Raw genomic sequence first — 25,012 nt, forward strand, 5'->3', positions numbered from 1 at the left:
GTTCAGAGGTCTCGGGCCCAGGGCCCGTTCAGTCCACCCACGAGCTGGCTGCGCCGGCGGCGCAGCCGCATGAAATGCAGCAGCGCCTGGTCCAGCCGCTCGTCCGTCGCCAGCTCCAGGCAATCCACCCCCGCCTCGGCCAGGGCCTTGCGCAGGGCCGTCTCGCGATCGGCGGCGGCGGCGGAGAACCGCCGGCGAAAGCCGGGGTCGTGGGTATCGACGAAGAGCTGCTCGCCGGTCTCGGCATCCTGCAGCACCACCAGCCCGAGATCGGGCAAGGCCTGTTCCAGGGGATCGTACAGACGCACCGCGACAACCTCGTGGCGTTGGGCCAGCACGCCCAACGCCTGTTCCCAACCCGGGGCGCTGATGAAATCCGAGACGACGAACACCACCGACCGCCGCCTGATGGCGGACAAGGCGTGCTCCAGCAGGTCGCCCAGCCTCGTCTCGCCCGATTTACCGTCGGTCCGCACGGCGCCGATGCGATCCAGCAGGTGCAACACGTGGCGCCGGCCGGTGCGGGCGGGGACCGCTCCCTGCCCCGGGCCACCGTACAGGACCGCCCCCACCCGGTTGCCGTAGCGCGTCAGCAGGCGCGCCAGCACGGCCACGAAGCCGGTCAGCACCGCCCGCTTGCGCACGCCGGCCGAACCGAAATCGATCGAACCCGACAGATCCAGCAGAAACCACGCGGATACCTCGCGGTCCTCCTGGAACTCCCGCACGTGAGGCGCCTGCAGGCGCGCCGTGACGTTCCAATCGATGTGGCGGACGTCGTCGCCGGCCTGGTACTCGCGCAAGTCCGCCAGGTCCAGGCCGAAGCCACGGAACAAGGTGCGATAGTCGCCCTGCAGCGCGCCATCCAGCCGGCGGATGACCGTCCACTCCAGGCGGCGCAGCAGTTCCTCGGCGTCGCCCCTGGGCGGGACCGACGCGGCCGCCGCGTCGTTGGCCGGCTCTGCCGGCCGCTTACTGAACCGCCGCAACCCGAACATGCGAGTCCAATGGCCGCTCGGGGGCCGGCAGGGTTTGCAGGATGCGCGTGATGATCTGATCGGACCCGAGTCCGTCGGACAACGCCTCGTACGACAGCACCAGCCGGTGCCTCAGCACGTCGGGAATCAGGTCGACCACATCGTCGGGCAGCGCATAGTGGCGTCCGCGCAGGAAGGCAAGCGCGCGCGCCCCCTCGACCAGATTGATGGTGGCGCGCGGGCTCGCGCCGAAGGTCAGGTAGCGCGACAGGTCCGACAGCCCGTAGGCCCCGGGCCGGCGCGTGGCGGCCACCACCTTCACCGCGTACTGCACGAGGCCGGGATCGACGTACACCTTGCGGCATTCCGCCTGCAGCTGCGTGAGCTGCTCGGTGACGGCGACCGGCTGCACCTGCACCGGCGGTCCCGTGACCCGGTCGACGATGACGAACTCCTCTTCCTCGCTGGGATAGCCGACGATGACCTTCATCATGAAACGGTCGACCTGCGCCTCGGGCAAGGGATAGGTGCCCTCGGTCTCGATCGGGTTCTGCGTGGCCATGACGAGGAACGGCGACGGCACCTTGTGGGTCTCGCCCGCGATGGTGACCTGCCGCTCCTGCATGACCTCCAGCAGCGCGCTCTGCACCTTGGCCGGGGCGCGGTTGATCTCGTCGGCCAGCAGCAGGTTGGCGAAGACCGGCCCCAGCACCGTGGAAAAATCGCCGGTGCGCTGGTTGTACATGCGCGTACCCACCAGGTCCGCCGGCAACAGGTCCGGCGTGAACTGAATGCGCTTGAACGTGCCCCGCAGGGTCTTGGCCAGCGTATTGACGGTCAGCGTCTTGGCCAGCCCCGGCACGCCTTCGACCAGCAGGTGCCCCTGGGCCAGGATGGCCACCAGCACCCGTTCCAGGAAGTGGTCCTGCCCAACCACCACGCGCTTGACCTCGTACAACAGCCGCTCCATCAGGTTGGCGCTGTCTACGGCACTCATGGGCTTGTCGTTCATAGGCGTCCTGTCGTGGAAAGTCAGAAGGGAGGCATGCCGACCGCGCTGCCGGCGCTTTCGATCGTGGTGGCGAAGCCGATGCCGACGAAGGTGCCGGCATTGGTGGGATTGAGAATCGCGGTGACGATGCCGACGACCTCGCCGCTCATGTTCACCAGCGGTCCCCCGGAATTGCCCGGATTGGCGGCGGCGTCGAACTGGATCAGCCGCGTCAACACATGCCGCCCTTCGGTCGAGACGAACTCGCGGTTCAGGCCCGAGACCACGCCGGACGACACCGACGGCCCGATACCGAACGGAAAACCCACCGCCACGACCTCGTCGCCCGGCACGAGATCCAGGCTGGATCCCAGCGTGGCCGCGGGCAGGTCGTCGGGGATGGATTTGGCGCGGATCACGGCAAGATCCTTGTCCGGCTGGATCGCGACCACCTCGGCATCGGCCTCGTAGCCGTCGAAGAACGTGACCTTCAGGCGCTTGGAGCCGGCGATGACGTGAAAGTTGGTCAGGATCACCCCGCTGTCGACGATGACCACGCCCGAGCCGATGCTGCCTTCGTGCCTGGGCGCGTTGCCTTCCTCGTTCCTGGCCGTCTGCTTGTCCTTGCCCTTGTCCCGGGGCTTGCCGCCGGCCTTGGGCTTGGCGCCCGGGGGCGCGGCCGGCTTGGCCTTGCCGGCGCCGTCCGCCTCTTCCTCATCGCCGTAGCCGCGGATCTGCACCACCGACTGGCGCACGGCCTCGGCCGCCTTGGCCGGCCGCGAGGGCAGCGTCTTGTTCTCCAGGGTGTGCAAGACCGCCGAGTCGATGTCCTCCTGGGTCAGCTGCCTTTGCTGAGGCTGCGACAAGACGAACACCAGGCCGCCCGCGACCGCCAGCAGGGCCAGGCCGAAAAAGGCGGAACGGTATCTGGCCGTCCAGCCCCAAAACCGTCCCGGCCATCCCGGACGGCGCGCGGCATCGGCCTCGGCCTTCGGCGCGGCATCGACCGAAGGGGGCCTGGCGGTCCTGCTGTATAGGGCAACCCGTTTCATCACTACCGTCCAGCTTGGCGTTCTTCACGGAATGCGGTCGCGCCTCCCGGGGCACGGCCAAAATAAGGTAACACTTAAACGACGTCCATGGGCAGATACCTTTACCGCCGCAAGGGTTCATGGGCATACTAAAGACAACGTTGCACACTCCCGCGCGCCAAGGAGCACTCATGCGGTTTCTCTGGCCCGATCTGCTCTGGCTACAGCTCCTCGTTCCCCTGCTCGTAGCCCTCTACCTGTACGCGCTGGCCCGCCGCAAGAAGACGGCCATCCGCTATGCCAGCCTGAGCCTCGCCAAGGTCGCCATCGGCCCCGGCCAGCGGCTGCGACGCCATATCCCGCCGCTGCTGTTCCTGCTCGCCATGTCGGCCGCGCTGCTGGCGTGCGCCCGCCCCACCGCCACCGTCACCCTGCCCTCGGACAGCCTCACGGTCGTCCTGGCGGTGGACGTGTCGCGCAGCATGCAGGCTGCCGACATCGCCCCCAACCGGCTGGTGGCCGCGCAGATGGCGGCCAAGCGCTTCATAGCCGAACTGCCGTCCAACGTCCGGCTGGGCATCGTCTCATTCGCGGGCACCGCCGCCGTCGTGCAGACGCCCACGGACAACCGGCAGGATATGGTCGAGGCCATCGACCGTTTCCAGTTGCAGCGCGCCACCGCCACCGGAAGCGGGCTCATCCTGGCCCTGTCCATGCTGTTCCCGGACGACGGCATCGACCTGGAATCGGTCATCTTCGAAACGCCGTCCATCCGGGCGGGACGGCGCGCCATCCCGCTCGACCAGGCGGGCGCCGCCGAAGCGGCGAAGAAAAAGCAGAAGGAACTGCAGCCCGTGCTGCCGGGCTCGTACACCTCGGGCACCATCATCCTGCTCAGCGATGGCCGGCGCACCACGGGTCCGGATCCGCTGGACGCCGCGCGCATGGCCGCCGAGCGGGGTGTGCGCGTCTACACCGTGGGTTTCGGCACCCAGCAGGGCGCCCCCATCGGCGACGAAGGCTGGTCCTTCTTCGCCCGCCTGGACGAACCCACGCTGCGCACGGTCGCGCAGATGACCGGAGGCGAGTATTTCCTGGCCAGTTCCGAGGCGGATCTCAGTTCGGTGTACCGCAACCTCAACGCCAAGTTCTCGATGGAGCGCAAGGAAACTGAACTCAGCGCGCTGCTGAGCGCGGCCGCGGTCGTCCTGCTGACCCTGGCCTGCGTGCTGTCGATGCTCTGGTTCCAGCGCAGCCGCTAGCACACCGCTTTGTTGCTCTGCCATGACAGGCCGCTGTCAGCAGATTGCAATGCGGGCCCGATATAAATCGGGCCATGAATCTCGCGATCATAGGGGCCGGCTACGTCGGCCTGGTTACCGGGGCCTGCCTGGCCGACGTGGGCAACCGCGTCGTCTGCGTCGAGCGCGATGCCCAACGCCTGCGCATCCTGCGGGACGGCGGCGTTCCCTTTTTCGAACCCGGGCTGGCCGAGCTTGCCGCGCACAATGCGCAGGCCGGACGCCTCGCCTTCACCGACGACCTGCCCGCCGCGCTGCGCGACGCCGAAATCGTCTTCATCGCGGTCGGCACGCCGGCCGGTGAAGACGGCTCGGCGGACCTCGGCCACGTGCTCGACGCCAGCGCCGCCCTGGGCCGGTCGATCTCGCGCGACATGGTGGTCGTCATCAAGTCGACCGTCCCCGTCGGCACCTGCCATCGCGTGCAGGCGCTGCTCGAGGAAACCCTGCGCGGCCGCGGCGTCGCCTGGCGCGTCTCGATCGCCTCCAATCCGGAGTTCCTGAAAGAAGGCAGCGCGGTCGACGATTTCCAGCGCCCCGACCGCATCGTGATCGGCACCGAGGACCCTCGCGCGCTGCGGCTGATGGCGGCCTTGTACTCGCCCTACAACCGCAATCGCGACCGCCTGATCCACACCGACGTACGCTCGGCCGAATTCACGAAATACGCCTCCAACGTCATGCTGGCCACGCGCATCTCGCTGATGAACGAGCTGGCCAGGATCGCCGAGAAAGTCGGTGCCGACATCGAGGCCGTCCGCCACGGCACGGGCGCCGATCCGCGCATCGGCCACCACTTCCTGTACGCGGGCGTGGGCTACGGCGGTTCGTGTTTTCCCAAAGACATCCAGGCGCTGGCCCGGCTCGCCGCCGACCACGGCGAATCCACGCCCCTGCTGAACAGCGTGCAGCGGGTGAACGAAGAGCAGAAACGCGTCATGGCGGCGAAGATACGGCAACACCTGGGGCCTTCGCTGCAGGGCCGCTGCATCGCGCTGTGGGGCCTGGCCTTCAAGCCCAACACCGACGATATCCGCGAGGCGCCCAGCATCGCGCTGGTGCGCGAACTGGTCGCCGACGGCGCGACCGTGCGCGCGTACGACCCGGCCGCCGCCGACAATGCGCGCCGCGCCATCGACCATCCGGGCCTGGTCATCGTTCCCAGCGCGCAGGCGGCCTGCGAAGGCGCCGACGTACTGGCGGTGGTCACCGAATGGCGCGAGTTCAAATCGCCCGACTTCCGGGGACTGGCGGGACAACTCAAATCCCGCGCGATCTTCGACGGCCGCAACCTGTACGATCCCGAGTACGTGGAAAGCTGCGGCCTTTCCTACTATGGCATCGGCCGCGGCAGCCGTCCCACCCGTGCCTCGCAAGAAGGCGTGGACACCCCGGCGGTCACGACCGGCTACTGGTAGCGGCCCGCGACGCGCGGCCGCGCGCGGCCAGGATGGCCTGCAGTTCGGTGTCCCAGGCCGGGGGGTCCGAGAAACGCTGCGCCAGGAAATCGAGCAGCGTGCGCAGCGTGGGCGGCATGTGCTTGCGCGAGGTGTAGACGCCATACAGGGTCATGTCGCGCGGCGGGCTCTCGGGCAGCAGCACACGCAAGCGCTCCGCGCGTACCAGCTCGCCCACCGCATAGGTTGGCAGCATCGCGACCCCGGCCCCGCACACCGCCGCCTCGACCAGCGTGGTCGCCTCGTTGGAACTGATGTTCCCGCCCACCGCGACCGACACCGGCTCGCCCGCTCGGACGAAATGCCACAGGCTTTTCCCCGTGTACGAATGGGTCAGGCAGTTGTGCAGGCTCAGTTCTTCCAGCCTGCCGGGCGCGCCATGCTGACTCAGGTAATCGGGCGAGGCGCACAGCGCCGAACGGCAGACCGCCAGCCGGCGCGCGATCAGGTTGGGATCGAGGTCGTTGGTGACGCGCAGCGCGAGGTCGATACGCTCATCGACCAGATTCACGGTGCGGTCGGCCATGACCATGTCCACCGCCACATCGGGATACATGCGGGTGTAGTCGACAATGGCCGGAGCCAGGTGAGACTGGCCGAAGGACGTGCTGGCCGTCACGCGCAGCACACCCCGCGGCGCGCTGTCCGGACTGGATACCGCGCCGCGCATGTCGCCCTCGAGCTCCAGCATCTGGCGGCACCGGGCCAGCACCTCCGCACCGGCCGGGGTCAGGCTCAGCCGGCGCGTCGTCCGATGCAGCAGGCGGGCGCCCACCCACTCCTCCAGTTCGGCCAGGTAGCGCGACACGGCTGGCCGCGACAGTTCCAGCGCCTCGGCCGCGGCGGACTGGCTGCCCCGGTCCACCACCTCGACGAATACACGCATTGCGCTGAGTCTGTCCATGATCCGACCGGTTCCAGCAACAAATAATTCTCGATTCTACGGTTTTTACTATCGTTTTTTGCAATTATCCTGACAGATAGCGAAAATCCGGACGCCGCGCGTCCCCCTACCCATCATGACAACGACCAGGCTTCATTACATCTACGATCCCCTCTGCGGCTGGTGCTATGCATCGGCCCCGCTGGTGGCGGCGGCCCGCGACCTGCTGCCCGTGGCCGCGCACGGCGGCGGCATGATGGCCGGCAGCAACCGCCAGCCCGTGACCGACCGGCTGCGCAACTACGTCATGCCCCACGACCGACGCATCGCGGCCATGACCGGCCAGCCTTTCGGGCAGGCCTATTTCGACGGCCTGTTGCGCGACCACGGCGCGGTGTTCGACTCCGGACCGCCCATCACCGCCATCCTCGCCGCGCTTGACACGGGCGGCGAAGGGCGTGACCTCGACCTGCTTGCCCGCCTGCAACGCGCCCATTATGTCGAAGGCCGGCGCATCGCCGACGCCGACGTCCTGGCCGAGATGGCGGCCGACATCGGACTGGACCGGCAGGCCTTCGCCACGGCATATGCCGCGCGGGAAGGGGCGCCGACGCGCGCCCACATCGCCGAGAGCCGCGCCCTGCTCGCCCATGCCGGCGGCCAGGGCTTCCCGACCTTCGCGCTGGAACGCGACGGCCGATTCCGCGCGCTGGACACCGGCCGCTTCCTCGGGCATGTCGATGAGTGGCGCACCGCGCTGGCCGGGATGCTGGAATAAGGGGGCGGCGGCCTACAGGTACCTGGCCAGGAACGCTTCCATCGCGGCGTAGAACTCGAACTGGTTCTCCTCGTTGTGGAAGCCGTGCCCTTCGTTGTCCTTGACCATGTATTCGACCTCCACGCCGCGCTGGCGCAACGCGGCCACGATCTGGTCGCTCTCGTCCTTGTTGACCCGAGGGTCCTTGGCCCCCTGGGCCACGAACAATGGCGCCTTGATCCTGTCGACGAAGAAGACCGGCGATGCCGCATGCAGCATCTCCTGGTCCCGCTCCGGATCGCCGACCATCTCGTGCATGGAGTCCAGGAACGGTTTCCAGTACGGCGGAATGGTGTCCATGAACGTGAAGAGATTCGATACCCCCACATAGTCCACCGCCGCCGCGTACAGGTCCGGCGTGAAGGCGATGCCGGCCAGCGTGGCGTAGCCGCCGTAGCTGCCGCCATAGATGGCGATGCGCGCGGGATCGGCGATGCCCTCGCGCTTGAGCCATTCGACGCCATCGGTGATGTCGTCCTGCATGGCCCGGCCCCATTGCCTGAACGAGGCCTCCCAGAACTTGCGCCCGTACCCGGTGGAGCCGCGGAAATTCATCTGCAGCACGGCGTAGCCGCGGTTGGCCAGGAACTGGACTTCCGGGTTGTAGCCCCAGGTGTCGCGCGCCCACGGTCCGCCATGGGGATGGATGATGACCGGCAGGTTGCGCGGCGTCACGCCCACCGGCAGCGTCAGGTAGCCATCGATCTTGAGGCCGTCGCGCGCGGTATAGCGCACGGGCTTCATCGGCGCCATGTCGCGTTCCAGCAGCCATGGCTGGATCTCGCCCAGCTTGGTCAGCTTGCGCGAGACGGCGTCGTACAAATAGCGCGCCCCCTGGGTGCGATCGTTGTAGGCCGCCACGACGAACCGGGTCTCGTCCCGCGTTTCGCTTTGCAGCGCGACCTCATAGCCGCGCAATTGGCTTTCCAGGTCCGCGTAGATCGCGGCGGCGGCCGGATCCAGCACCTGGCGCTGCGCCTTCCAGGTCACGTATCCGATTTCCGTCAGGACCTTGCGGTGGTGCGAATAGGCCAGCCCCGAGACATCGACCTCGGGATGCTCGAATATCAGCGCGCCCTCGCGCGCGGTATGCGGATCGAACTCGAACAGCGCGGCCTTGTCGCGGCCCCGGTTGGAACTGACGTAGATGCGCTTGTTGTCGAACGTAAAGAACAGCGGCGCCACGCTCTCCTTGAAGTCCGTGGTCAGGATGGGGCGGAATTCCTCGGCCTCGGTGTCGCGATAGAGCAAGGTGTTGTTGACACCGTCCGTGGCCACCGCCAGCCGCAGCCGGCCATCGTGATCGGTGGCCCACCCGGTGATGTTGCCCGGGTTCTGCGCGATCAGTTCTTCCTTGCCGGTGGCCACCTCCACGCGGAACACGTCGAATACCTGCGGGTCCCGCCGGTTGTGGGACAACAGCACGTGGGCATCGTCGTCGATCAGGTCGTCCACCACATCGGCGCGCACGCCGTCGTAGGGCGTGAGGTCGGTGGGCGCGCAAGCGCCTTCCAGCGGCACGGACAGCAGATGGAAGTTCTCGTCGCCGCCGAAATCCTTGATGTACAGGATGTGGCCCGCGCCCTTCCAGAAGAATCCGCCCACATCCCGTTCGGCTTCCCCGGTCAGCGCCCGCGCCGGGCCGGCGGGAACGCCCTGTTCGTCCAGCGCCTGCACGTGCACGTTCTGGCGGCCCTGGGCCGGCGCCAGGAAGGCCAGGTGCCGGCCGTCGGGCGAAATGCGGTAGCTGGAACGTTCCGGCTTCCGGAAAAAGTCGCGCACGTCGTAGCGCTTGACGAGCCGTATGGCAGGAGGGGAAGTCGATGTCATGGCGCGATCCGCGGTAGGAAGGGAATGATCGGAAAACATAGCACAGCGACACGCCCCGGCCATCGCGACCCGCCTTCGCAGCATTTTGTTTCAGTCGTCCGGAACACTTGGCGTGATGTACCCTCCAATACATACCATACCGGCGGCCTCCGGCCACCGTCCGTCCAGGGAGATCCCATGCTCGACTCGCGTCCCGCCACCCAAGCCCTCGCCCCGGCCCGCCACCGCCTGGCGTGGCTCGCCTGCTGGGCCACCGCGCTGGCCCTCGCGTTCTTCGCCGCCGGCCAGGCCCGCGCACAGGCGCCCGACCCGCAGGATCCGCCCAACGTGATCATCCAGAAGGCGGCCAACAACGTGCTGGACCGCATCCGCAAGGACCAGGAGTTGAAATCGGGCTCGCCGGAGAAGATCAACCAGGCCATAGATGAACTCATCCTGCCCTACGTGGACTTCGAGAAGACCACCCGGCTGGCCGTGGGCCGCTACTGGCGCCAGGCCACGCCCGAGCAGCGAACCGCGCTGGTGAAGGAATTCCGCAACATGCTGGTGCGCACCTACGGCGGCTCGGTCTCCACCATCACCCCGCAGGCCCGCGTCGACATGCGCCCCTTCCGCGCCGAACCCGGCGCCACCGACGTCGTGGTGCGCACCACCGTCACCGATGGCCAGCGCGACCCCATCCCCGTCGACTACCGGCTGGAGAAAAGCGACCAGGGCTGGAAGATCTACGACCTGAACGTGCTGGGCGTCTGGTTCATCCAGAACTACCGCGACCAGTTCGCCTCCATCGGCTCGCAAGGCGGCGTGGACGCCATCATCAAGGCCCTGCAAACCAACAACCAGAAGATGAGTACGGGTAGATAACCCCCCTACGCCCTTACGGGCGCCCCCCAGGGGGCGATGCGGGTGGGCCGGCGGAGCCGGATCCACCGCATCCTGGGTCTTTGTGGGGCCGTCTCGGTGCGGAACGCCGTATTCTTGCGTCCCCCAAGGGCGGGGGGGATATAATATTTTTTTGTTTGCCGCTCTGATTCATGCCTCCACGCGCCGGTAACGTATTCATGGTCGTCGCGCCCAGCGGCGCCGGCAAGTCCAGCCTGGTCAACGCCCTGCTCAAGGCCAGACCCGAGATCCGCTTGTCGATTTCCTGCACCACCCGCCCGCCCCGCCCGGGTGAAACCGACGGCAAGGAGTACCACTTCGTCAGCGTCCCCGCCTTCGAGAAGATGCAGCGCGACGACGACCTGCTCGAGTGGGCCGAGGTGCATGGGAATTTCTACGGGACGCCGCGCAGCTGGATCGAGCGCCAGACCGAGGCCGGCAACGACGTCCTGCTGGAAATCGACTGGCAGGGAGCCCGGCAGGTACGCGCCAGGTTCCCCGAAGCCATCGGCATTTTCATCCTTCCGCCATCCATCGAAGCCCTGGAAACCCGCCTGCACGAGCGCGGCCAGGACGAGTCCCATGTGATCGCACGGCGGCTGCTGGCGGCCGGGGGTGAGTTCGCGCACGCTCCCGAATTCGAATATGTTATTATTAATCAAGACTTTAGCGCAGCCTTGGCCGACATGACGACGATCGTTACCGCCGCCAGGCTGCGTTTTCGTTCTCAGGCGGCCCGGCATGCCAGCCTGTTCTCGCAACTGGGCATTCCGCAAACTTCCGCACCGCGTTGACTCGCGTCCAGTACGCACAGCTTTCAGGGACCCTCATGGCACGTATCACCGTAGAAGACTGCTTGAAGCAAATTCCGAACCGGTTCAAACTGACCCTCGTGGCGACCTATCGCGCGCGGCAACTGGCCCAGGGCCATGCCCCCAAGCTCGATAGCAAAGACAAGCCGACCGTCACCGCGCTGCGTGAGGTCGCTACCGGCGTAACCGGACTGGAAATGCTGAAAAAGGTCCCCACCTGATTTCCAAGACCGTGACGGTCTTGCCGCCGGCGCCAATGCCGGCGACGCGTGGAGCCACCCGGCCCTCCCGGGAGCGCTCCTCCTGAGGCGACCATGGGATTTCCAGTCTCTTCCTCGCGTTCCGGAAGCGCTTCCGGAACACCGATAGCAGTTGCCGCCGCAGCAGGCGCCCAGGCGCTCGCCTCAGCCAGCCCGACGCCGGCTCCTGCTGGCGTATCCCTGGCCCCGCTCGCTGAAACCATTTCGCAGTATCTCAGCCCGGAAGACGTCCGCCGGGTGCGCGAAGCCTACCGTTTCTCCGACGAAGCGCACCTGGGCCAATTCCGCGCCAGCGGCGAGCCCTACATCTCGCACCCCATCGCCGTCACCGAAATCTGCGCCGCCTGGAAGCTGGACGCGGCGGCGCTGATGGCCGCCCTGCTGCACGACGTCATGGAAGACCAGGGCGTCACCAAGCAGGAACTGATCGAGCGCTTCGGCACCGAGGTCGCCGACCTGGTCGACGGCCTGTCCAAGCTGGACCGGCTGGAGTTCGCCAGCAAGGCCGAGCAGCAGGCCGAAAGCTTCCGCAAGATGCTGCTGGCCATGGCGCGCGACGTGCGCGTCATCCTGATCAAACTGGCCGACCGGCTGCACAACATGCGTACGCTGGGCGCCGTCAGCCACGAGAAACGCCGCCGCGTGGCGCGGGAAACGCTGGAGATCTACTCCCCCATCGCGCACCGCCTGGGGCTGAACATCATCTACCGCGAACTGCAGGAACTCTGCTTCGAGGCGATGTACCACCACCGCTACATGGTGTTGCGCAAGGCGGTCCTGGCCGCGCGCGGCAACCGGCGCGAACTGGTGGGGAAAATCCAGGAAGCGGTGCGCGCCGCGCTGCCCGCAGCCGGCATCGAGGCCGAGGTCAACGGCCGCGAAAAAAATCTGTACGGCATCTACACCAAGATGCTGGAACAGAAAAAATCGTTCTCGGAAGTCCTGGACATCTACGGCTTCCGGATCGTGGTCAACTCCCAGCCGGAATGCTACCTGGCGCTGGGCACACTGCACCAACTGTTCCGGCCGGTACCCGGCAAGTTCAAGGATTACATCGCCATTCCCAAGGTCAATGGCTACCAATCCCTGCACACGACGCTGGTAGGCCCCTACGGCACGCCCGTCGAATTCCAGATCCGCACACGCGACATGAACCAGGTGGCCGAGAGCGGCGTGGCGGCGCACTGGCTGTACAAGACCGCCGACGTCGACCTGAACGACCTGCAAAAGCGCACTCACCAGTGGCTGCAGTCGCTGCTCGACATCCAGCGCCAGACCGGGGACAGCAGCGAGTTCCTGGAACACGTGAAGGTGGATCTCTTTCCCGACGCGGTCTATGTCTTCACGCCCCGCGGCAAGATCATCTCACTGCCGCGCGGCGCGACGCCCATCGATTTCGCCTACAGCATCCACACCGATGTCGGCAACCAGACCGTGGCCGCCAAAGTCAACGGCGAGTTCGTGCCGCTGCGTACCGAACTCAAGAGCGGCGACGCGGTCGAGATCGTCACCGCCGAGCATTCCCGCCCCAACGCCCAGTGGCTGAACTTCGTGCGCACCGGCAAGGCCCGGTCCGAGATCCGCCACTACCTGCGCACGGTCAAGTACGAAGAATCCGTCAGTTTCGGCGAACGCCTGCTGGGCCAGGCGCTGAAATCCATGAACATGCCCATGCCGGACAGCACGGACCCGATCTGGGACAAGCTGGCGCGCGGCAGCGGCGCGCGTTCGCGCGACGAGATCCTGGCCGACATCGGCCTGGGCAAACGGCTGGCGGCGGTGGTCGCGCGCCGCTTCATGCCCGAGGGTGACCCCATCTCGACCACCGCGGAACAGGTCGAGCGCTACACGGAACAGGGCACCACGGCCCCCATACGGATCCAGGGCAATGAAGGCCTGGCGGTGCAGCTGGCGCCCTGCTGCACGCCCATTCCCGGGGATGCCATCGTCGCCTACGTGCGCCTGGGCCACGGCCTGGTCGTCCATACCGAAGACTGCCCGAACGCCCGGCGCCAGCGCGCCCGTGAACCGGAACGTTGGCTGGACGTGGCCTGGGACGACCAGACCTCACGCCACTTCACCGTCCGCATCGACGTGGTACTGCGCCAGGAGCGCGGCGTGCTGGGCCGCGTGGCGGCCGAAATCTCGGCTTCCGACGCCAACATCACCCACGTCTCCATGCAGGATGAAGCGTCGTCCACGGTGGCGGTGCACTTCACCATCCAGGTCGAAAGCCGGCAGCACCTGGCCCAGGTCATCCGCCACCTGCGGCGCGTGCCCCAGGTGCAGCGCATCATCCGCGTCAAGGGCTGAGCGGCCCGCTATTGCGGCGCCGGATAGCTCACTTCCAGGATCTCCAGCTCATCCACGCCCGCCGGCGTGCGCAGCACGACCGTGTCGCCTTCGCGCGCCTTGATCAGGGCACGCGCCACGGGCGAGATCCAACTGATCCGCCCTTGCAGCGGCTCGGCCTCGTCTACGCCCACGATGGTCACCGTGTGTTCGTCGCCGGCGCGATCCAGGTAAGTAACCGTGGCGCCGAAGAACACCTGATCGCGATTGGGCTGGGCGGAAGTATCCACCACTTCGGCGATGTCCAGGCGGCGGGTCAAGAAGCGCATCCGGCGATCGATTTCGCGCAGGCGCTTCTTGCCGTACAGATAATCGCCGTTCTCGGAGCGGTCGCCGTTGGACGCGGCCCACGACACGATCTGGACCACCGACGGCCGCTCCACGTTCATCAGATGGACCAGCTCGCCGCGCAGGCGCGCGTAGCCATCGGGCGTCATGTAGTTGCGCACTCCGGCCGGCAGGGCCAGGTGCTCGGGCAGGTCGTCGTCGTCCTGGCCCTCGGATTCTTTGACAAAAGCCTTGTTCATGGAACTCAAAACCAGTCGTGCCAGATCGGCGTCAGGTGCCTGGGCAGGGGCGGCAGGCATCCCAGGTCGACCCGGCTTTCCTCGGGACCGTGGAAATCCGAGCCGCGCGAGGCCAGGAAGCCGTAGCGCATGGCGACCTCGGCATACTCGCGGTATTGGTCGGGCGTATGGCTGCCCGTGACCACCTCGATGCCACGCCCGCCCAGTTGCAGGAATTCATCGTACAGCGCGTGGAATTGCAGCGGCGTATAGGGATAGCGGCCCGGGTGCGCGATGGCGGCCACGCCGCCGGCGCCCCGTATCCATCGCACGGCATCGGGCAGCGTGGCCCAGCGCATGGGCACGTAGCCGGGCTTGCCTTCCACCAGGTAGTTCTGGAAGACCTCGCCCACATCCTTGCACACACCGCGTTCGACCAGGAAACGCGCGAAATGCGTGCGGCTGATGAGCTGCGGATTGCCGACATGGACCAGCGCCCCCTCGAAGGCGTCCGGGATGCCGACCGCGGCCAGTTGCGCCGCCATTTCGCGGGCGCGGCGCTCGCGGCCGGAGCGCGTGTCGCGCAGCCCCTCGATCAGCGCCGCGTCGTCGGGGTCGATGCACAGGCCCACGATATGGACGGTTTCCCCGGCCCAGGTGACCGAAATCTCCACCCCTGGAACGAAACGCATGCCCAGTTCCCGCGAGGCCGCCGCGGCCGCGTGCAGGCCGCCGACCACGTCATGATCGGTCAGCGCCAATACATCGACGCCGTTGCGGCGCGCGCGCGCCGCCAGTTCGGCGGGCGGCAGCATGCCGTCCGACACCTGGGAGTGGCAGTGCAGATCGACGTTCAGGACGGGTTCCATGCTGACATTGTAGGACGACCGCCCGGCACCGTCGCAGCCCGCGCCAGGAAATCTGCTACCAGTTGCGCCACCTCGGCCGGACGATCCTGATGCAGCATGTGGCCGGCATCGGCCACCATCGCCCGTTGCAGTGAAGCAACGCAAGCCAGCCGGCCTTCGTAGCCCGGTTCGGCCACCGCCTTGGCCAGCACGGCGCTGTCGGCGGCTTCCACCCACAGCACCGGCGCGACGATCCCGCGCCAGCAGGCCAGCACTTCCTCCAGCCGATAAAGGACCCGATTGACGATCTTGTGGACGGGATCGGCGCGCAGCCGCCAGCGGCCTCCCTCGGGACAGCCATTCTCGCGGGCCAGGAACAGGGCCTTGGCGGCATCCAGCCGGGGATTGTCCCGCATCAGGCGCTGCGCATAGGCCTCGGGGCTGTCGTAATCCCCCAGCCGCGCCCCAGCCACGACCTGGTCCATCCACTGGCGCAACCGGCCCGGCGCCGCGTCGGCCGGCTGCGCCGCCAGGCCCAGTCCTTCCAGATTGACCACCGCGCCCACCCGCTCGGACCGGACGCCGGCGTACAACATCGCCATGTTGCCGCCCATGCTGTGCCCCATCAGCAAGATCGGGGCAGAAGGCGAGAAATGGCGGCAGAAAGCGTCCAGGTCGCCCAGGTATTCACCGACTTCATAGGAATCCCCACCGCCCCACTGCGTCCTGCCAAAGCCCCGCCAGTCCGGCGCCACGATATGGAAGTCGCCCGCCAGCCGGTCGGCCACGAACTGGAACGACGCGGACGAATCCATCCAGCCATGGAGCGCCAGCAGCACCGGGGCGCCGTTGTCGCCCCAATGACGAAAGTGGTGACGTAAACCCCGAACTTCCAGATACTCCGATCGATGGGCTACAAGCGGCTCGTACATGATCATTTATCGACAATTAGGGGAAATTGAGGGGAAACCCGCAAAAAGACGCAGGGGAATCGGCACCTCGCTCCCCTGCCGCAGGCACCAAAGCCATTGCGGTTATCGGTCAGGTCAGTAATGATTGCTATATCACGCAGCAAAACCCCGTCCGCCAAACAGGCCGGACCAGATCCTGAATCCAGCGGAGGGTTATGGAAGACCAGTACCAGGCACTCTACACCACGTTCCGTTGGTGGGTTCCGCAACGCCTGAACATTGCCGATGTCTGTTGCCGCCGCTGGACCGTCACCAGCGCCGACGCCCGGCGCATCGCGATCTACGCCGAAGATGCCGAAGGCCGGCGCGAAGTCTGGACCTATGGCCGCCTGCACGAATACGCCAACCGCTTCTCCAATGGCCTGCGCCGCATGGGCGTGCAGCGCGGCGACCGCGTCGCCATCGCCCTGCCCCAGCGTCCCGAGGCCATCGTCGCCCATATCGCCGTCTACCAGATGGGCGCCATCACCGTCCCGCTGTCGGTGGCGCTGGGCGCGCAGACCTACGAACAGCGGCTGCGCGACAGCGAAGCCCGGATCGCCATCGTCGATGGCGCGGCGGCGGCGGCGCTCCTGCCCGCCATCGAGCATTGCCCCCTGCTGCGCCAGACCGTCGGCATCGACCTGGACGACGAGCGGGTCCTTTCCTGGCGCACGCTGCTCGCCCGCCAGGAAAGTGCCTTCGACATGCACCCCACCTCGGCGTCGGATCCCGCGCTGCTGCTCTATACGGCGGGCGCGGGCAGCGTCCCCAAGGGCGTGGTCCTGCCCCACGCGACGCTGATCGGCAATCTGCCCGGCTTCGTCGCCGCCCAGAACTGGTTGCCCCAACCCGCCGATGTCCTGTGGACAGCCTCCGAGTGGGGCAGCCCCCACGGCCTGTTCGGCGCGGTCCTGCCCGGCCTGTATTTCGGCCAGCCGGTGGTGGGCATGCGCCAGCCGCCGGCCCCCGACGCCACCTTCTCCCTTCTCGAACGCTACCGCGTCACCAACGTCGCGCTCACCACCCGCGACCTGCGCCGCCTGCTCAAGGCCGTGCCGCGGCCCGCCGAACGCTACCGGCTGGCCCTGCGTGCCATCGCGGCCACCGACACGTCATTGAGCGCGGCGCTGTTCGAACAATGCAAGACCGCGCTCGGGGTCGAGCCCAACGAGACCTTCAGCCAGGTCGAGATCGGCACCGTCATCGGCCAGAGCAACCAGAAATGGCCCACCCGGCCCGGCAGCGTGGGCAAGCCCTACCCCGGCCACCAGATCGCCATCGTCGACGCGCAGGGTCACCCCGTCGCCACCGGCGAACATGGCGAAATCGCCGTCAATCGCTACGACATCCACGGCCATCCCGACCCGTCCTTCTTCGCCGGCTACTGGCGGGGCGAGGAAACCGGACGCCCGGTCAGCGGTACCTGGCATCGCACCGGCGACCTCGCCCGGCGGGACGCGGACGGCTACCTGTGGTACGTGGGACGCCTGGACGAAATGTTCCAGCTGGGCAGCCGCCTGGTGGCCCCGGGACCGATCGAGGACTGCCTGACCCAGCACCCCGACGTGGCCGACGCGGTGGTCGTGCCCACGCCCGACGGCAGCGGCATCAAGGCCTATGTCGTCGCCCTGGCCGTACCGGAGCAGGACAAGGCAGGACGCGAGACGGCCCTGCGGGAGGCGCTGCTGTCACAAGCCTGCGCCCAGTTCGGCCAGGACGGCGCGCCCAAGGACATCGAATTCGTCGAAGCCCTGCCGCTGACCCCCTCCGGCAAGATCCGGCGCCAGGCGCTCAGGCAGATCGAGGACGATCGCGGCCGGAAATGGCCGACTGCTCCAGCGAGCGCAGCTCCGCTTCCGTGAAGCCCGCTGCCCGGCGGGCGGGAAAATTGAACGGGCCGAACTGGCCCGGGGCGTCGTAGCGCCGGGCCAGCACGGCATAGTGATCCACGGGATCGACCCCCTCGCGCTCGCACAGATACCGGTACCAGCGATTGCCGATGGCCACGTGGCCGATCTCGTCGCGCAGGATGATATCCAGGATGCCGGCCGCCGCCGCGTCCCCCGCTCCCGCCAGCCTGGCCCGTATCGCCGGACTCACGTCCAGGCCCCGGGCCTCCAGCGTGCGCGGCACCAACGCCATCCGGGCCAGCGGATCGAACCGGGTCCGTTCGGCCATCTGCCACAATCCGTCGTGGGCGGGGAAGTCGCCATAGGCGTAGCCCAGAACCCGCAGATGTTCGGCCAGCAGGGTGAAATGCAGGGCCTCCTCGCCAGCGACCTGGAGCCAGTCCAGGTAGTAGCCAGCGGGCATCCCCGCGAAACGCCAGAGGGCGTCCAAGGCCAGGTTGATCGCGTTGAACTCGATGTGGGCCAGCGCGTGCAGCAGCGCCGCCCGCGCCTCGACCGAGGCCACGCCCCGTCCCGGCACGTCGCGCGGCGACACCAGCTGGGGCCGCGCCGGGCGGCCCGGCACCCCGTCGGGCTCTTGCAAGACGCGGCCGGCGTCCACATATACAGGCGTGGCCGCCAGCTCGCGGGTACGGGCGGCCTTTCCGGCCGGATCGTCCAGGACCAGCAGCGCGCAGGCGGCCTGCCGCAGTTCCAATTCAGCAGTCATAGGGTGCATTGTAAAATGCCGGGTTGAGCCGCTTGCCGCAGCCGCCTTTTTTTCCGAGGAAGCCTTCTTGTCCGACCAACTCAAGAAATACCTGTTCGAGGACCAGACGGTCCGGGCCGAAGTCGTGTCCATACGCGATACCTGGCGGGAGATCCAGGCGCGGCACGATTATCCGCCCGCCATCCAGAAGCTGCTCGGGGAGCTCGTCGCGGCCAGCGCCCTGCTGGCCGCCAATATCAAGTTCAACGGTACCGTGGTGCTGCAATTGCAGGGCGACGGCCCCATCGGCCTGATTGTCGTGGAATGCCACGCCGACCTGGGCATGCGGGCGACGGTCAAACTGCGCGAAGGCCACGCCGTGCCCGACGACGGCACCTTCCAGAGCCTCTTGAATCCCCACGGCGGCGGCCGCTTCTCGGTGGTACTGGATCCCCAGGATCGCCTGCCCGGCCAGCAGCCCTACCAGGGCATCGTCGCCCTGCAGGGCGAATCGGTGGCCCAGGCGCTCGAACACTACATGCAGGCCTCCGAACAGTTGCAGACGCGCATCTGGCTCGCCGCCGACACCGGCTGCGCCGCGGGCGTGCTGCTGCAGCAGCTTCCGCGCCATGGCGGCAAGACCAAGGCCGAGCCCGCCTCGGTCGCAGACGATACCTGGGAACGCGCCCAGATCCTGGCCGAAACGATCAAGTCCGAGGAACTGCTCACGCTGGCCCCCGACGCACTGGTCCAGCGCCTGTACTGGCAGGAAACCCTGCGGGCCTTCGAACCGGCCGCCGTGTCGTACCGTTGCACCTGCTCGCGCGAAAAAGTGGCGGACGTGCTGCTGCGCCTGGGCAGGGAGGAAATCGACGACATCCTGGCCGAGCAGGGACGCGTGCAGATCAATTGCGATTACTGCGTGAAGAGCTTCGAGTTCGACCCGGTCGACTGCGCGGAGCTGTTCGCGAACGCGTCGGCCAAGGTGCGGCACCAGAGCGAGGCGCGGCACTAGGGCCGCTTGTTGCCCCGACACGGCGCCTCGCCAGCCGTGGTTCCCACAATCGACGGGCCGGCGGCGCGCGGGCACGCTGGAGGGCCCCCAATGACTCTCCGCCCATGCCTTCGTCCCTGTCCCAACGCGGCGCCGCCATGGCCGAATTCACGGTCGTCGCCATTCCGCTCCTGTTCGCGGGCCTGGGCGCCTTCGAAACCGGCCGCTGGCTGGTGGTACGCCAGGCCGTGGGCTACGCCCTGTTCGAAGCGGCACGGGCCGGAACGGTAGCGAACGCCGATCCGGCCGCCATCGCCCAGGCATTCGAGCGGGCCCTGTCGCCGGCCCTGGGAATCCGCGCCATGCAAGGCCCGAACGATCAGCGGTCGGCCGTGCGCGCACGAATGGCACACTGGACCCGCGCCCATGGCCTGCGCATGGCACGCATCGAACAACTCAATCCGGCTCCCGCCAGCTTCCAGGACTTCCCGGCCCGGCGCGCGGCGGAACCCCGCGAACTCGACTACGACCACCAGCGCCTGCGTCACGACACCGTCTACCTTTCCCGCTACCGCGGCGGCGTCGGTCCGCGCTCGGGCCAGACGCTGTTCGATGCCAACACGCTGGTACTGAGGTTGACGTACCTGCACGCCCCCTACCTGCCGGGCATGCGTACCCTGCTGAGGTCGCTCGCGGACGCCTCGGAAACGGATGACCATGTGAGGCAGGCGCGCAAGGCGGGCCTCTTGGTGATACGCCGCGAGATCGCCATGCCGATGCAGTCGGCGGCGCGCGAGCATGGCAGGAGCCGGGACCTGCTGGGACCTTAGGCCCGGCCCGGTATCAGCGAGAATTGGGTGCGGCGGCCGGCCGGGCGGCCGGTTGGCCGGACGTGCCGGCCGGCACGGTACCTGCCGGCGGTGCGTCGACGATCTGCACGAAGGCCTCGTTCTGGCGCAGCATGCCGAGTTCGTAGCGGGCCCGCTCCTCGATGGCGTCGGTCCCGCTCTTCAAGTCGCGCACCTCGGCGTCGAGGGCGACGTTGCGCGTGCGCAGCTCGTCATTGGTATGCCGCTGGGCGTCGAGCTGCCGCTCGAGCTCCCAGGTGCGCAGCCAGCCGCCCTTGCCCAGCCAGAGCGGATACTGGATCATCACCAGCAGCAGGGCGATTATCAGCGTGAGCAGGCGCATGGAGGCTCTTCCCTGGACCGCGCCGCGTCAGCGGCGCGGCCGCGCGCATCAGCGCAGGTTGTAGAAAGCCTCGCGGCCGGGGTAGTGGGCGACGTCGCCCAGGTCTTCCTCGATCCGCAGCAGCTGGTTGTACTTGGCCGTGCGGTCCGAGCGCGACATCGAGCCGGTCTTGATCTGCAGCGCGTTGGTGGCGACGGCGATGTCGGCGATGGTCGTGTCCTCGGTCTCGCCCGAGCGGTGCGACACCACGGCCGTGTAGCCGGCGCGCTTGGCCATCTCGATCGCCGCGAAGGTCTCCGTCAGCGTGCCGATCTGGTTGATCTTGATCAGGATCGAGTTGGCGATGTTCTGCTCGATGCCGCGCTTGAGGATGCTGGTGTTGGTGACGAACAGGTCGTCGCCCACCAGTTGCACCTTCTTGCCCAGTTGTTCGGTCAGGTACTTCCAGCCGTCCCAATCGTTCTCGGCCATGCCGTCCTCGATCGAGATGATGGGGTACTTGTCGCACCAGGCGGCCAGCATGTGGGTCAGTTCCTGGGCGCTCAGGGTCACGCCCTCGCCTTCCAGGTGGTACTTGCCGTCGCGGAAGAATTCCGAGCTGGCGCAGTCCAGGCCCAGGGCGATCTGGCTGCCGGGCTCATAGCCGGCCTTCTCGATGGCCTGCAGTACGAGCTGGATGGCCGCTTCGTGGTTCTCGACGTTGGGGGCGAAGCCGCCTTCGTCGCCCACGGCGGTGGACATGCCCTTGTCATGGATGAGTTTCTTGAGCGCGTGGAATACCTCCGCGCCCATGCGCAGCGATTCGCGGAAACTGCTCGCGCCAACGGGCAGGATCATGAACTCCTGCATGTCGAGGTTGTTGTTGGCGTGCGCGCCGCCGTTGATGACGTTCATCATCGGGACCGGCATGCTCATCGCGCCGCTGCCGCCGAAGTAGCGGTACAGGGGCAGGCTGCACTCCTCGGCGGCGGCCTTGGCCACGGCCATGCTGACGGCCAGCATGGCATTGGCGCCCAGGCGCTCCTTGTTCTCGGTGCCGTCCAGCTCGATCAGGGTACGGTCCAGGAAGGCCTGCTCCTGCGCATCCAGGCCCATCAACGCTTCGGCGATCTCGGTATTGACGTTTTCGACGGCCTTCAGCACGCCCTTGCCCAGGTAGCGCGACTTGTCGCCATCGCGCAACTCGATGGCTTCGCGCGCACCGGTGGACGCGCCCGAGGGCACGGCGGCGCGGCCCATCGCGCCCGATTCCAGCAACACGTCGCACTCGACGGTGGGATTGCCGCGGGAGTCAATGATCTCGCGCCCGATGATGTCTACGATTGCGCTCATAGGAGTCCAGTCTCAAGAAAGTTATTGGAAATCGTTTTCGAGGAACCCGTGACGCTTGGTCACGCGGTCGAGTTCTATCAGCGATGCCAGCAGGTCGCCCATGCGCGCCAGCGGAACCGCGTTGGGCCCGTCGGACTTGGCATGGGCCGGATCCGGGTGCGTTTCCATGAACAGGCCCGACACGCCCACGGCCACCGCCGCCCGCGCCAGCACCGGCACGAATTCACGCTGCCCGCCTGAAGTCGTGCCCTGCCCGCCCGGCAGTTGCACCGAATGCGTGGCATCGAACACGACCGGACAATCCGTCTCGCGCATGATAGCCAGCGAGCGCATGTCCGACACGAGATTGTTGTAGCCAAACGATGCGCCGCGCTCGCACACCAGGATGTTGCCGCCGTCGCCGCCGGCCTCGATCGCGGCTTCGCGGGCCTTGGCCACGACGTTGATCATGTCGTGCGGCGCCAGGAACTGGCCCTTCTTGATGTTGACGGGCTTGAGCGTGGCGGCGCAGGCGCGGATGAAATCGGTCTGGCGGCACAGGAAGGCGGGCGTCTGCAACATGTCCACCACATCGGCCACGGGACGGGCCTGCTCGGTTTCATGCACATCGGTCAGCACCGGCACGCCGACCTGCGCCCTCACCTCGGACAGCACCTTCAGTCCGAAATCCATGCCCATGCCGCGGAACGACTTGCTCGAGCTGCGGTTGGCCTTGTCGAACGAACTCTTGTAGATGAAAGGGATGCCCAGCTTGCCGGTCAACTCTTTCAGGACGCCGGCCGTATCGATCGCCATCTGCTGCGATTCGATCACGCAGGGTCCGGCGATCAGGAAGAACGGCTTGGCAAGGCCGATCTCGAAGCCGCAGATCGGATAGCTGCGGGTCGAGGCGTGCGGGTCTTGGCTCATGGTGACCTCCAGGCGGCTCAGCCCTGATCCGCCGCCACGCGCTGCAGCTTGTGCTTGCGCGCCGCGCGGATATAGGCCGAGAACAGCGGATGACCGTCGCGCGGCGTGGACGTGAATTCGGGGTGGAACTGCACGCCCATGAACCACGGGTGATCGGGCAGCTCCATCATTTCCGGCAGGTTCTCGGTGGGCGTGCGCGCGCTGATGACCATGCCGGCCTCCTCCAGCTTGGGCACGTACACATTGTTCACCTCGTAGCGATGGCGGTGGCGCTCGTTCACCTCGTCGCCGTAGATGTCGTGCGCCATCGTGCCGTCCTTGACCGGGCAGCGCTGCGCGCCCTTGCGCATGGTGCCGCCCAGGTCGGAAGTATTGGAACGGCGCTCGACGCGGCCCTCGCGATCCATCCATTCGGTGATCAGCGCCACCACGGGATGCTGGGTATCCGGATCGAACTCCGTGCTGTTGGCGCCGGCCAGGCCGGCCACATGGCGGGCGAACTCGATCACCGCCAGTTGCATGCCCAGGCAGATGCCCAGGTAGGGAACGCCGTTCTCGCGGGCGTAGCGGATCGCCTGTATCTTGCCCTCGGTCCCGCGCTTGCCGAAGCCGCCGGGCACCAGGATCGCGTCGAACTTGCCCAGCTTGCCCACGCCCTCGCTCTCGATTTCCTCGGAGTCGATGTAGTCCACCACCACCTTGCAGCGGGTATGGATGCCCGCGTGCACCAGCGCTTCCGTCAAGGATTTGTACGACTCGGTCAGGTCCACGTACTTGCCGACCATCGCGATATGCACTTCGCCCTCGGGGTTCTCGCGGGCATGGACCAGTTGATCCCACATGGACAGATCGGCCGGCTGGGGCTGCAGCCCCAACGTCTCGCAGACCAGCTCGTCCAGGCCCTGCTTGTGCAGCATGGCGGGGATCTTGTAGATGGAATCGACGTCCCAGACCGAAATGACCGCGTCCAGCGGCACGTTCGAGAACATCGAGATCTTGGCGCGCTCGTCGTCCGGGATGGGACGGTCGGCACGGCACAGCAATGCATGCGGATAGATGCCGATCTCGCGCAGCTTCTGCACCGAGTGCTGCGTGGGCTTGGTTTTCAGTTCGCCGGCCGAGGCGATGAAGGGCACCAGCGTCAGGTGCACGAAGGCCGCGCCGCCGCGCCCCAGGCGCAGGCTCATCTGGCGCGCGGCTTCCAGGAAAGGCAGCGACTCGATGTCGCCCACCGTGCCGCCGATCTCGACGATGGCGACATCGGTCTCGCCATCCCAGGCCGCCGATGCGCCGCGCGCGATGAAGTCCTGGATCTCGTTGGTGATATGCGGGATGACCTGCACGGTCTTGCCCAGGTAGTCGCCCCGCCGCTCCTTGCGCAGCACCGATTCGTAGATCTGGCCGGTGGTGAAGTTGTTCACCTTGCGCATGCGCGCCGAGATGAAGCGCTCGTAGTGGCCCAGGTCCAGGTCGGTCTCGGCGCCGTCTTCCGTGACGAAGACCTCGCCGTGCTGGAACGGGCTCATCGTGCCGGGATCGACGTTGATGTAGGGATCGAGCTTGAGGAGGGTGACTTTGAGGCCGCGCGATTCGAGAATAGCGGCCAGAGACGCGGCGGCAATGCCTTTCCCCAGGGAAGACACCACGCCACCGGTAACGAATACATACTTGGTCATTGCCAATGGCGCCCGGTTTTTGCCGAGCGCTTGCGGGAAATCGGAATTATAGCGGGAGTTGCGAAAGCCCGCGATCCGGGCGCGCGTAACCTTTGGCGACAAAAAGACATGGAGCCCCCCTACGCCCTTCGGGCGCCCCCCAGGGGGCGATGCGGGTGGACCGGCGGAGCCGGATCCACCGCCTCCTGGATCAACTGCCTAGGCTGAATCGACCTTCATGAATGTCTGGGATCGGGCTCTTGAACCGTCCTTGACCGGTGGGGTGGGGCGGCCCGCGGTGGGGCGCAGCGAAGCCGGTCCCGCTACGCGGGACTTCCCGGAGTTGGCGCGGTTGGCGGGGCGGGCGTGAACTCGCGCGGGAATAGCCCCCCGGGCTATTCCTACTGCCGCGCTCACACATGCACGCCCTTGC

The 25,012-nt window shown here is 67.2% G+C and carries 23 protein-coding genes; 10 read left to right on the forward strand and 13 right to left on the reverse strand.

Features of this window, described 5'->3' with window-relative positions; translation table 11 throughout:
* Window positions 1–2: 2 nt before the first annotated feature.
* The 3 genes from AC1Q6E_RS20065 to AC1Q6E_RS20075 are packed head-to-tail and all read right to left on the reverse strand — an operon-like array spanning window position 3 to window position 3,020.
* On the reverse strand, window positions 3–998 hold the full coding sequence (locus tag AC1Q6E_RS20065) for a DUF58 domain-containing protein (protein WP_492573394.1): 996 nt from the start codon (window positions 996–998) through the stop codon (window positions 3–5).
* Window positions 973–1,974: an AAA family ATPase gene (locus AC1Q6E_RS20070; protein WP_492573395.1), complete on the reverse strand. Its 1,002-nt coding sequence runs from the start codon at window positions 1,972–1,974 to the stop codon at window positions 973–975. Before AC1Q6E_RS20070 ends, AC1Q6E_RS20065 begins: the two co-directional genes overlap by 26 nt.
* 35 nt (window positions 1,975–2,009) lie before the next feature.
* The gene (locus tag AC1Q6E_RS20075; RefSeq protein ID WP_492573396.1) at window positions 2,010–3,020 is read right to left on the reverse strand and encodes a S1C family serine protease; all 1,011 of its coding nucleotides are present in this window, start codon (window positions 3,018–3,020) and stop codon (window positions 2,010–2,012) included.
* Between the two features lie 170 nt (window positions 3,021–3,190).
* Between AC1Q6E_RS20075 and AC1Q6E_RS20080 the strand changes: the two genes are divergently transcribed.
* Complete coding sequence (locus AC1Q6E_RS20080; RefSeq protein ID WP_152799243.1) at window positions 3,191–4,261, forward strand: VWA domain-containing protein; 1,071 nt, start codon at window positions 3,191–3,193, stop codon at window positions 4,259–4,261.
* Between the two features lie 74 nt (window positions 4,262–4,335).
* Entirely contained in the window at window positions 4,336–5,718 is a 1,383-nt protein-coding gene (locus AC1Q6E_RS20085) for a UDP-glucose dehydrogenase family protein (protein ID WP_492573397.1), read from the forward strand.
* Here the strand turns inward: AC1Q6E_RS20085 and AC1Q6E_RS20090 are convergent.
* Window positions 5,699–6,661, reverse strand: coding sequence for a LysR family transcriptional regulator (locus AC1Q6E_RS20090; RefSeq protein WP_296556051.1), 963 nt, complete (start codon window positions 6,659–6,661; stop codon window positions 5,699–5,701). The two genes, AC1Q6E_RS20085 and AC1Q6E_RS20090, sit on opposite strands and share 20 nt — an antisense overlap.
* Before the next feature lie 115 nt (window positions 6,662–6,776).
* Here AC1Q6E_RS20090 and AC1Q6E_RS20095 point away from each other — a divergent pair, with 115 nt between their 5' ends.
* A complete protein-coding gene (locus AC1Q6E_RS20095) occupies window positions 6,777–7,418 on the forward strand; it encodes a thioredoxin domain-containing protein (RefSeq protein WP_152799251.1) in 642 nt (213 codons plus the stop codon).
* 12 nt (window positions 7,419–7,430) lie between these two features.
* Here AC1Q6E_RS20095 and AC1Q6E_RS20100 read toward each other — a convergent pair whose 3' ends face one another.
* Window positions 7,431–9,287 (reverse strand): alpha/beta hydrolase family protein, encoded by a 1,857-nt coding sequence (locus AC1Q6E_RS20100; RefSeq protein WP_296556047.1) that lies wholly within the window; start codon window positions 9,285–9,287, stop codon window positions 7,431–7,433.
* A gap of 177 nt (window positions 9,288–9,464) precedes the next feature.
* Between AC1Q6E_RS20100 and AC1Q6E_RS20105 the strand changes: the two genes are divergently transcribed.
* The 4 genes from AC1Q6E_RS20105 (at window position 9,465) to AC1Q6E_RS20120 (ending at window position 13,554) form a co-directional block, all read left to right on the forward strand.
* The gene (locus tag AC1Q6E_RS20105) at window positions 9,465–10,151 is read left to right on the forward strand and encodes an MlaC/ttg2D family ABC transporter substrate-binding protein (protein ID WP_152799256.1); all 687 of its coding nucleotides are present in this window, start codon (window positions 9,465–9,467) and stop codon (window positions 10,149–10,151) included.
* A gap of 170 nt (window positions 10,152–10,321) precedes the next feature.
* Window positions 10,322–10,963, forward strand: coding sequence for a guanylate kinase (gene gmk / locus AC1Q6E_RS20110; protein ID WP_296556045.1), 642 nt, complete (start codon window positions 10,322–10,324; stop codon window positions 10,961–10,963).
* A 35-nt stretch (window positions 10,964–10,998) separates the two neighbouring features.
* Window positions 10,999–11,202, forward strand: a complete 204-nt coding sequence (rpoZ, locus tag AC1Q6E_RS20115) for a DNA-directed RNA polymerase subunit omega (RefSeq protein WP_152795014.1) — start codon at window positions 10,999–11,001, stop codon at window positions 11,200–11,202.
* Window positions 11,203–11,295: 93 nt separating this feature from the next.
* Window positions 11,296–13,554, forward strand: coding sequence for a RelA/SpoT family protein (locus AC1Q6E_RS20120; protein WP_296556043.1), 2,259 nt, complete (start codon window positions 11,296–11,298; stop codon window positions 13,552–13,554).
* A gap of 8 nt (window positions 13,555–13,562) precedes the next feature.
* On the opposite strand, the gene greB is transcribed toward AC1Q6E_RS20120, so the two are convergent.
* Genes greB through AC1Q6E_RS20135 form a run of 3 tightly spaced genes read right to left on the reverse strand, consistent with a single transcriptional unit; the run spans window position 13,563 to window position 15,786 of the window.
* A complete protein-coding gene (greB, locus tag AC1Q6E_RS20125; protein WP_152795010.1) occupies window positions 13,563–14,120 on the reverse strand; it encodes a transcription elongation factor GreB in 558 nt (185 codons plus the stop codon).
* Window positions 14,121–14,125: 5 nt separating this feature from the next.
* Window positions 14,126–14,968 (reverse strand): 3',5'-nucleoside bisphosphate phosphatase, encoded by an 843-nt coding sequence (locus AC1Q6E_RS20130; RefSeq protein ID WP_152795008.1) that lies wholly within the window; start codon window positions 14,966–14,968, stop codon window positions 14,126–14,128.
* The gene (locus tag AC1Q6E_RS20135) at window positions 14,953–15,786 is read right to left on the reverse strand and encodes an alpha/beta fold hydrolase (protein ID WP_492573398.1); all 834 of its coding nucleotides are present in this window, start codon (window positions 15,784–15,786) and stop codon (window positions 14,953–14,955) included. The genes AC1Q6E_RS20130 and AC1Q6E_RS20135 overlap by 16 nt, the downstream gene beginning before the upstream one ends.
* Window positions 15,787–16,073: 287 nt before the next feature.
* Between AC1Q6E_RS20135 and AC1Q6E_RS20140 the strand changes: the two genes are divergently transcribed.
* Entirely contained in the window at window positions 16,074–17,762 is a 1,689-nt protein-coding gene (locus AC1Q6E_RS20140; RefSeq protein WP_152795003.1) for an acetate--CoA ligase, read from the forward strand.
* Here the strand turns inward: AC1Q6E_RS20140 and AC1Q6E_RS20145 are convergent.
* Entirely contained in the window at window positions 17,692–18,528 is an 837-nt protein-coding gene (locus AC1Q6E_RS20145; RefSeq protein ID WP_492573399.1) for a ferritin-like domain-containing protein, read from the reverse strand. The genes AC1Q6E_RS20140 and AC1Q6E_RS20145 overlap by 71 nt on opposite strands.
* A 58-nt stretch (window positions 18,529–18,586) precedes the next feature.
* On the opposite strand from AC1Q6E_RS20145, the gene hslO reads away from it, so the two are divergent.
* Window positions 18,587–19,513: an Hsp33 family molecular chaperone HslO gene (gene hslO, locus AC1Q6E_RS20150; RefSeq protein ID WP_296558832.1), complete on the forward strand. Its 927-nt coding sequence runs from the start codon at window positions 18,587–18,589 to the stop codon at window positions 19,511–19,513.
* 104 nt (window positions 19,514–19,617) lie between these two features.
* Window positions 19,618–20,322 (forward strand): TadE/TadG family type IV pilus assembly protein, encoded by a 705-nt coding sequence (locus AC1Q6E_RS20155; RefSeq protein ID WP_492573400.1) that lies wholly within the window; start codon window positions 19,618–19,620, stop codon window positions 20,320–20,322.
* A gap of 13 nt (window positions 20,323–20,335) precedes the next feature.
* On the opposite strand, the gene ftsB is transcribed toward AC1Q6E_RS20155, so the two are convergent.
* Genes ftsB through pyrG form a run of 4 tightly spaced genes read right to left on the reverse strand, consistent with a single transcriptional unit; the run spans window position 20,336 to window position 24,600 of the window.
* A complete protein-coding gene (gene ftsB / locus AC1Q6E_RS20160; protein WP_152794995.1) occupies window positions 20,336–20,683 on the reverse strand; it encodes a cell division protein FtsB in 348 nt (115 codons plus the stop codon).
* Between the two features lie 48 nt (window positions 20,684–20,731).
* Window positions 20,732–22,015 (reverse strand): phosphopyruvate hydratase, encoded by a 1,284-nt coding sequence (eno, locus tag AC1Q6E_RS20165; protein ID WP_152794993.1) that lies wholly within the window; start codon window positions 22,013–22,015, stop codon window positions 20,732–20,734.
* Between the two features lie 21 nt (window positions 22,016–22,036).
* Window positions 22,037–22,924 carry a 3-deoxy-8-phosphooctulonate synthase gene (gene kdsA / locus AC1Q6E_RS20170; protein ID WP_152794991.1) on the reverse strand — a complete coding sequence of 296 codons (888 nt, stop codon included), beginning with the start codon at window positions 22,922–22,924 and terminating at the stop codon, window positions 22,037–22,039.
* 17 nt (window positions 22,925–22,941) lie between these two features.
* On the reverse strand, window positions 22,942–24,600 hold the full coding sequence (pyrG, locus tag AC1Q6E_RS20175) for a CTP synthase (protein WP_152794989.1): 1,659 nt from the start codon (window positions 24,598–24,600) through the stop codon (window positions 22,942–22,944).
* Between the last annotated feature and the right edge of the window lie 412 nt (window positions 24,601–25,012).

Source organism: Pigmentiphaga sp. MLSB6-MA01, assembly GCF_058793475.1.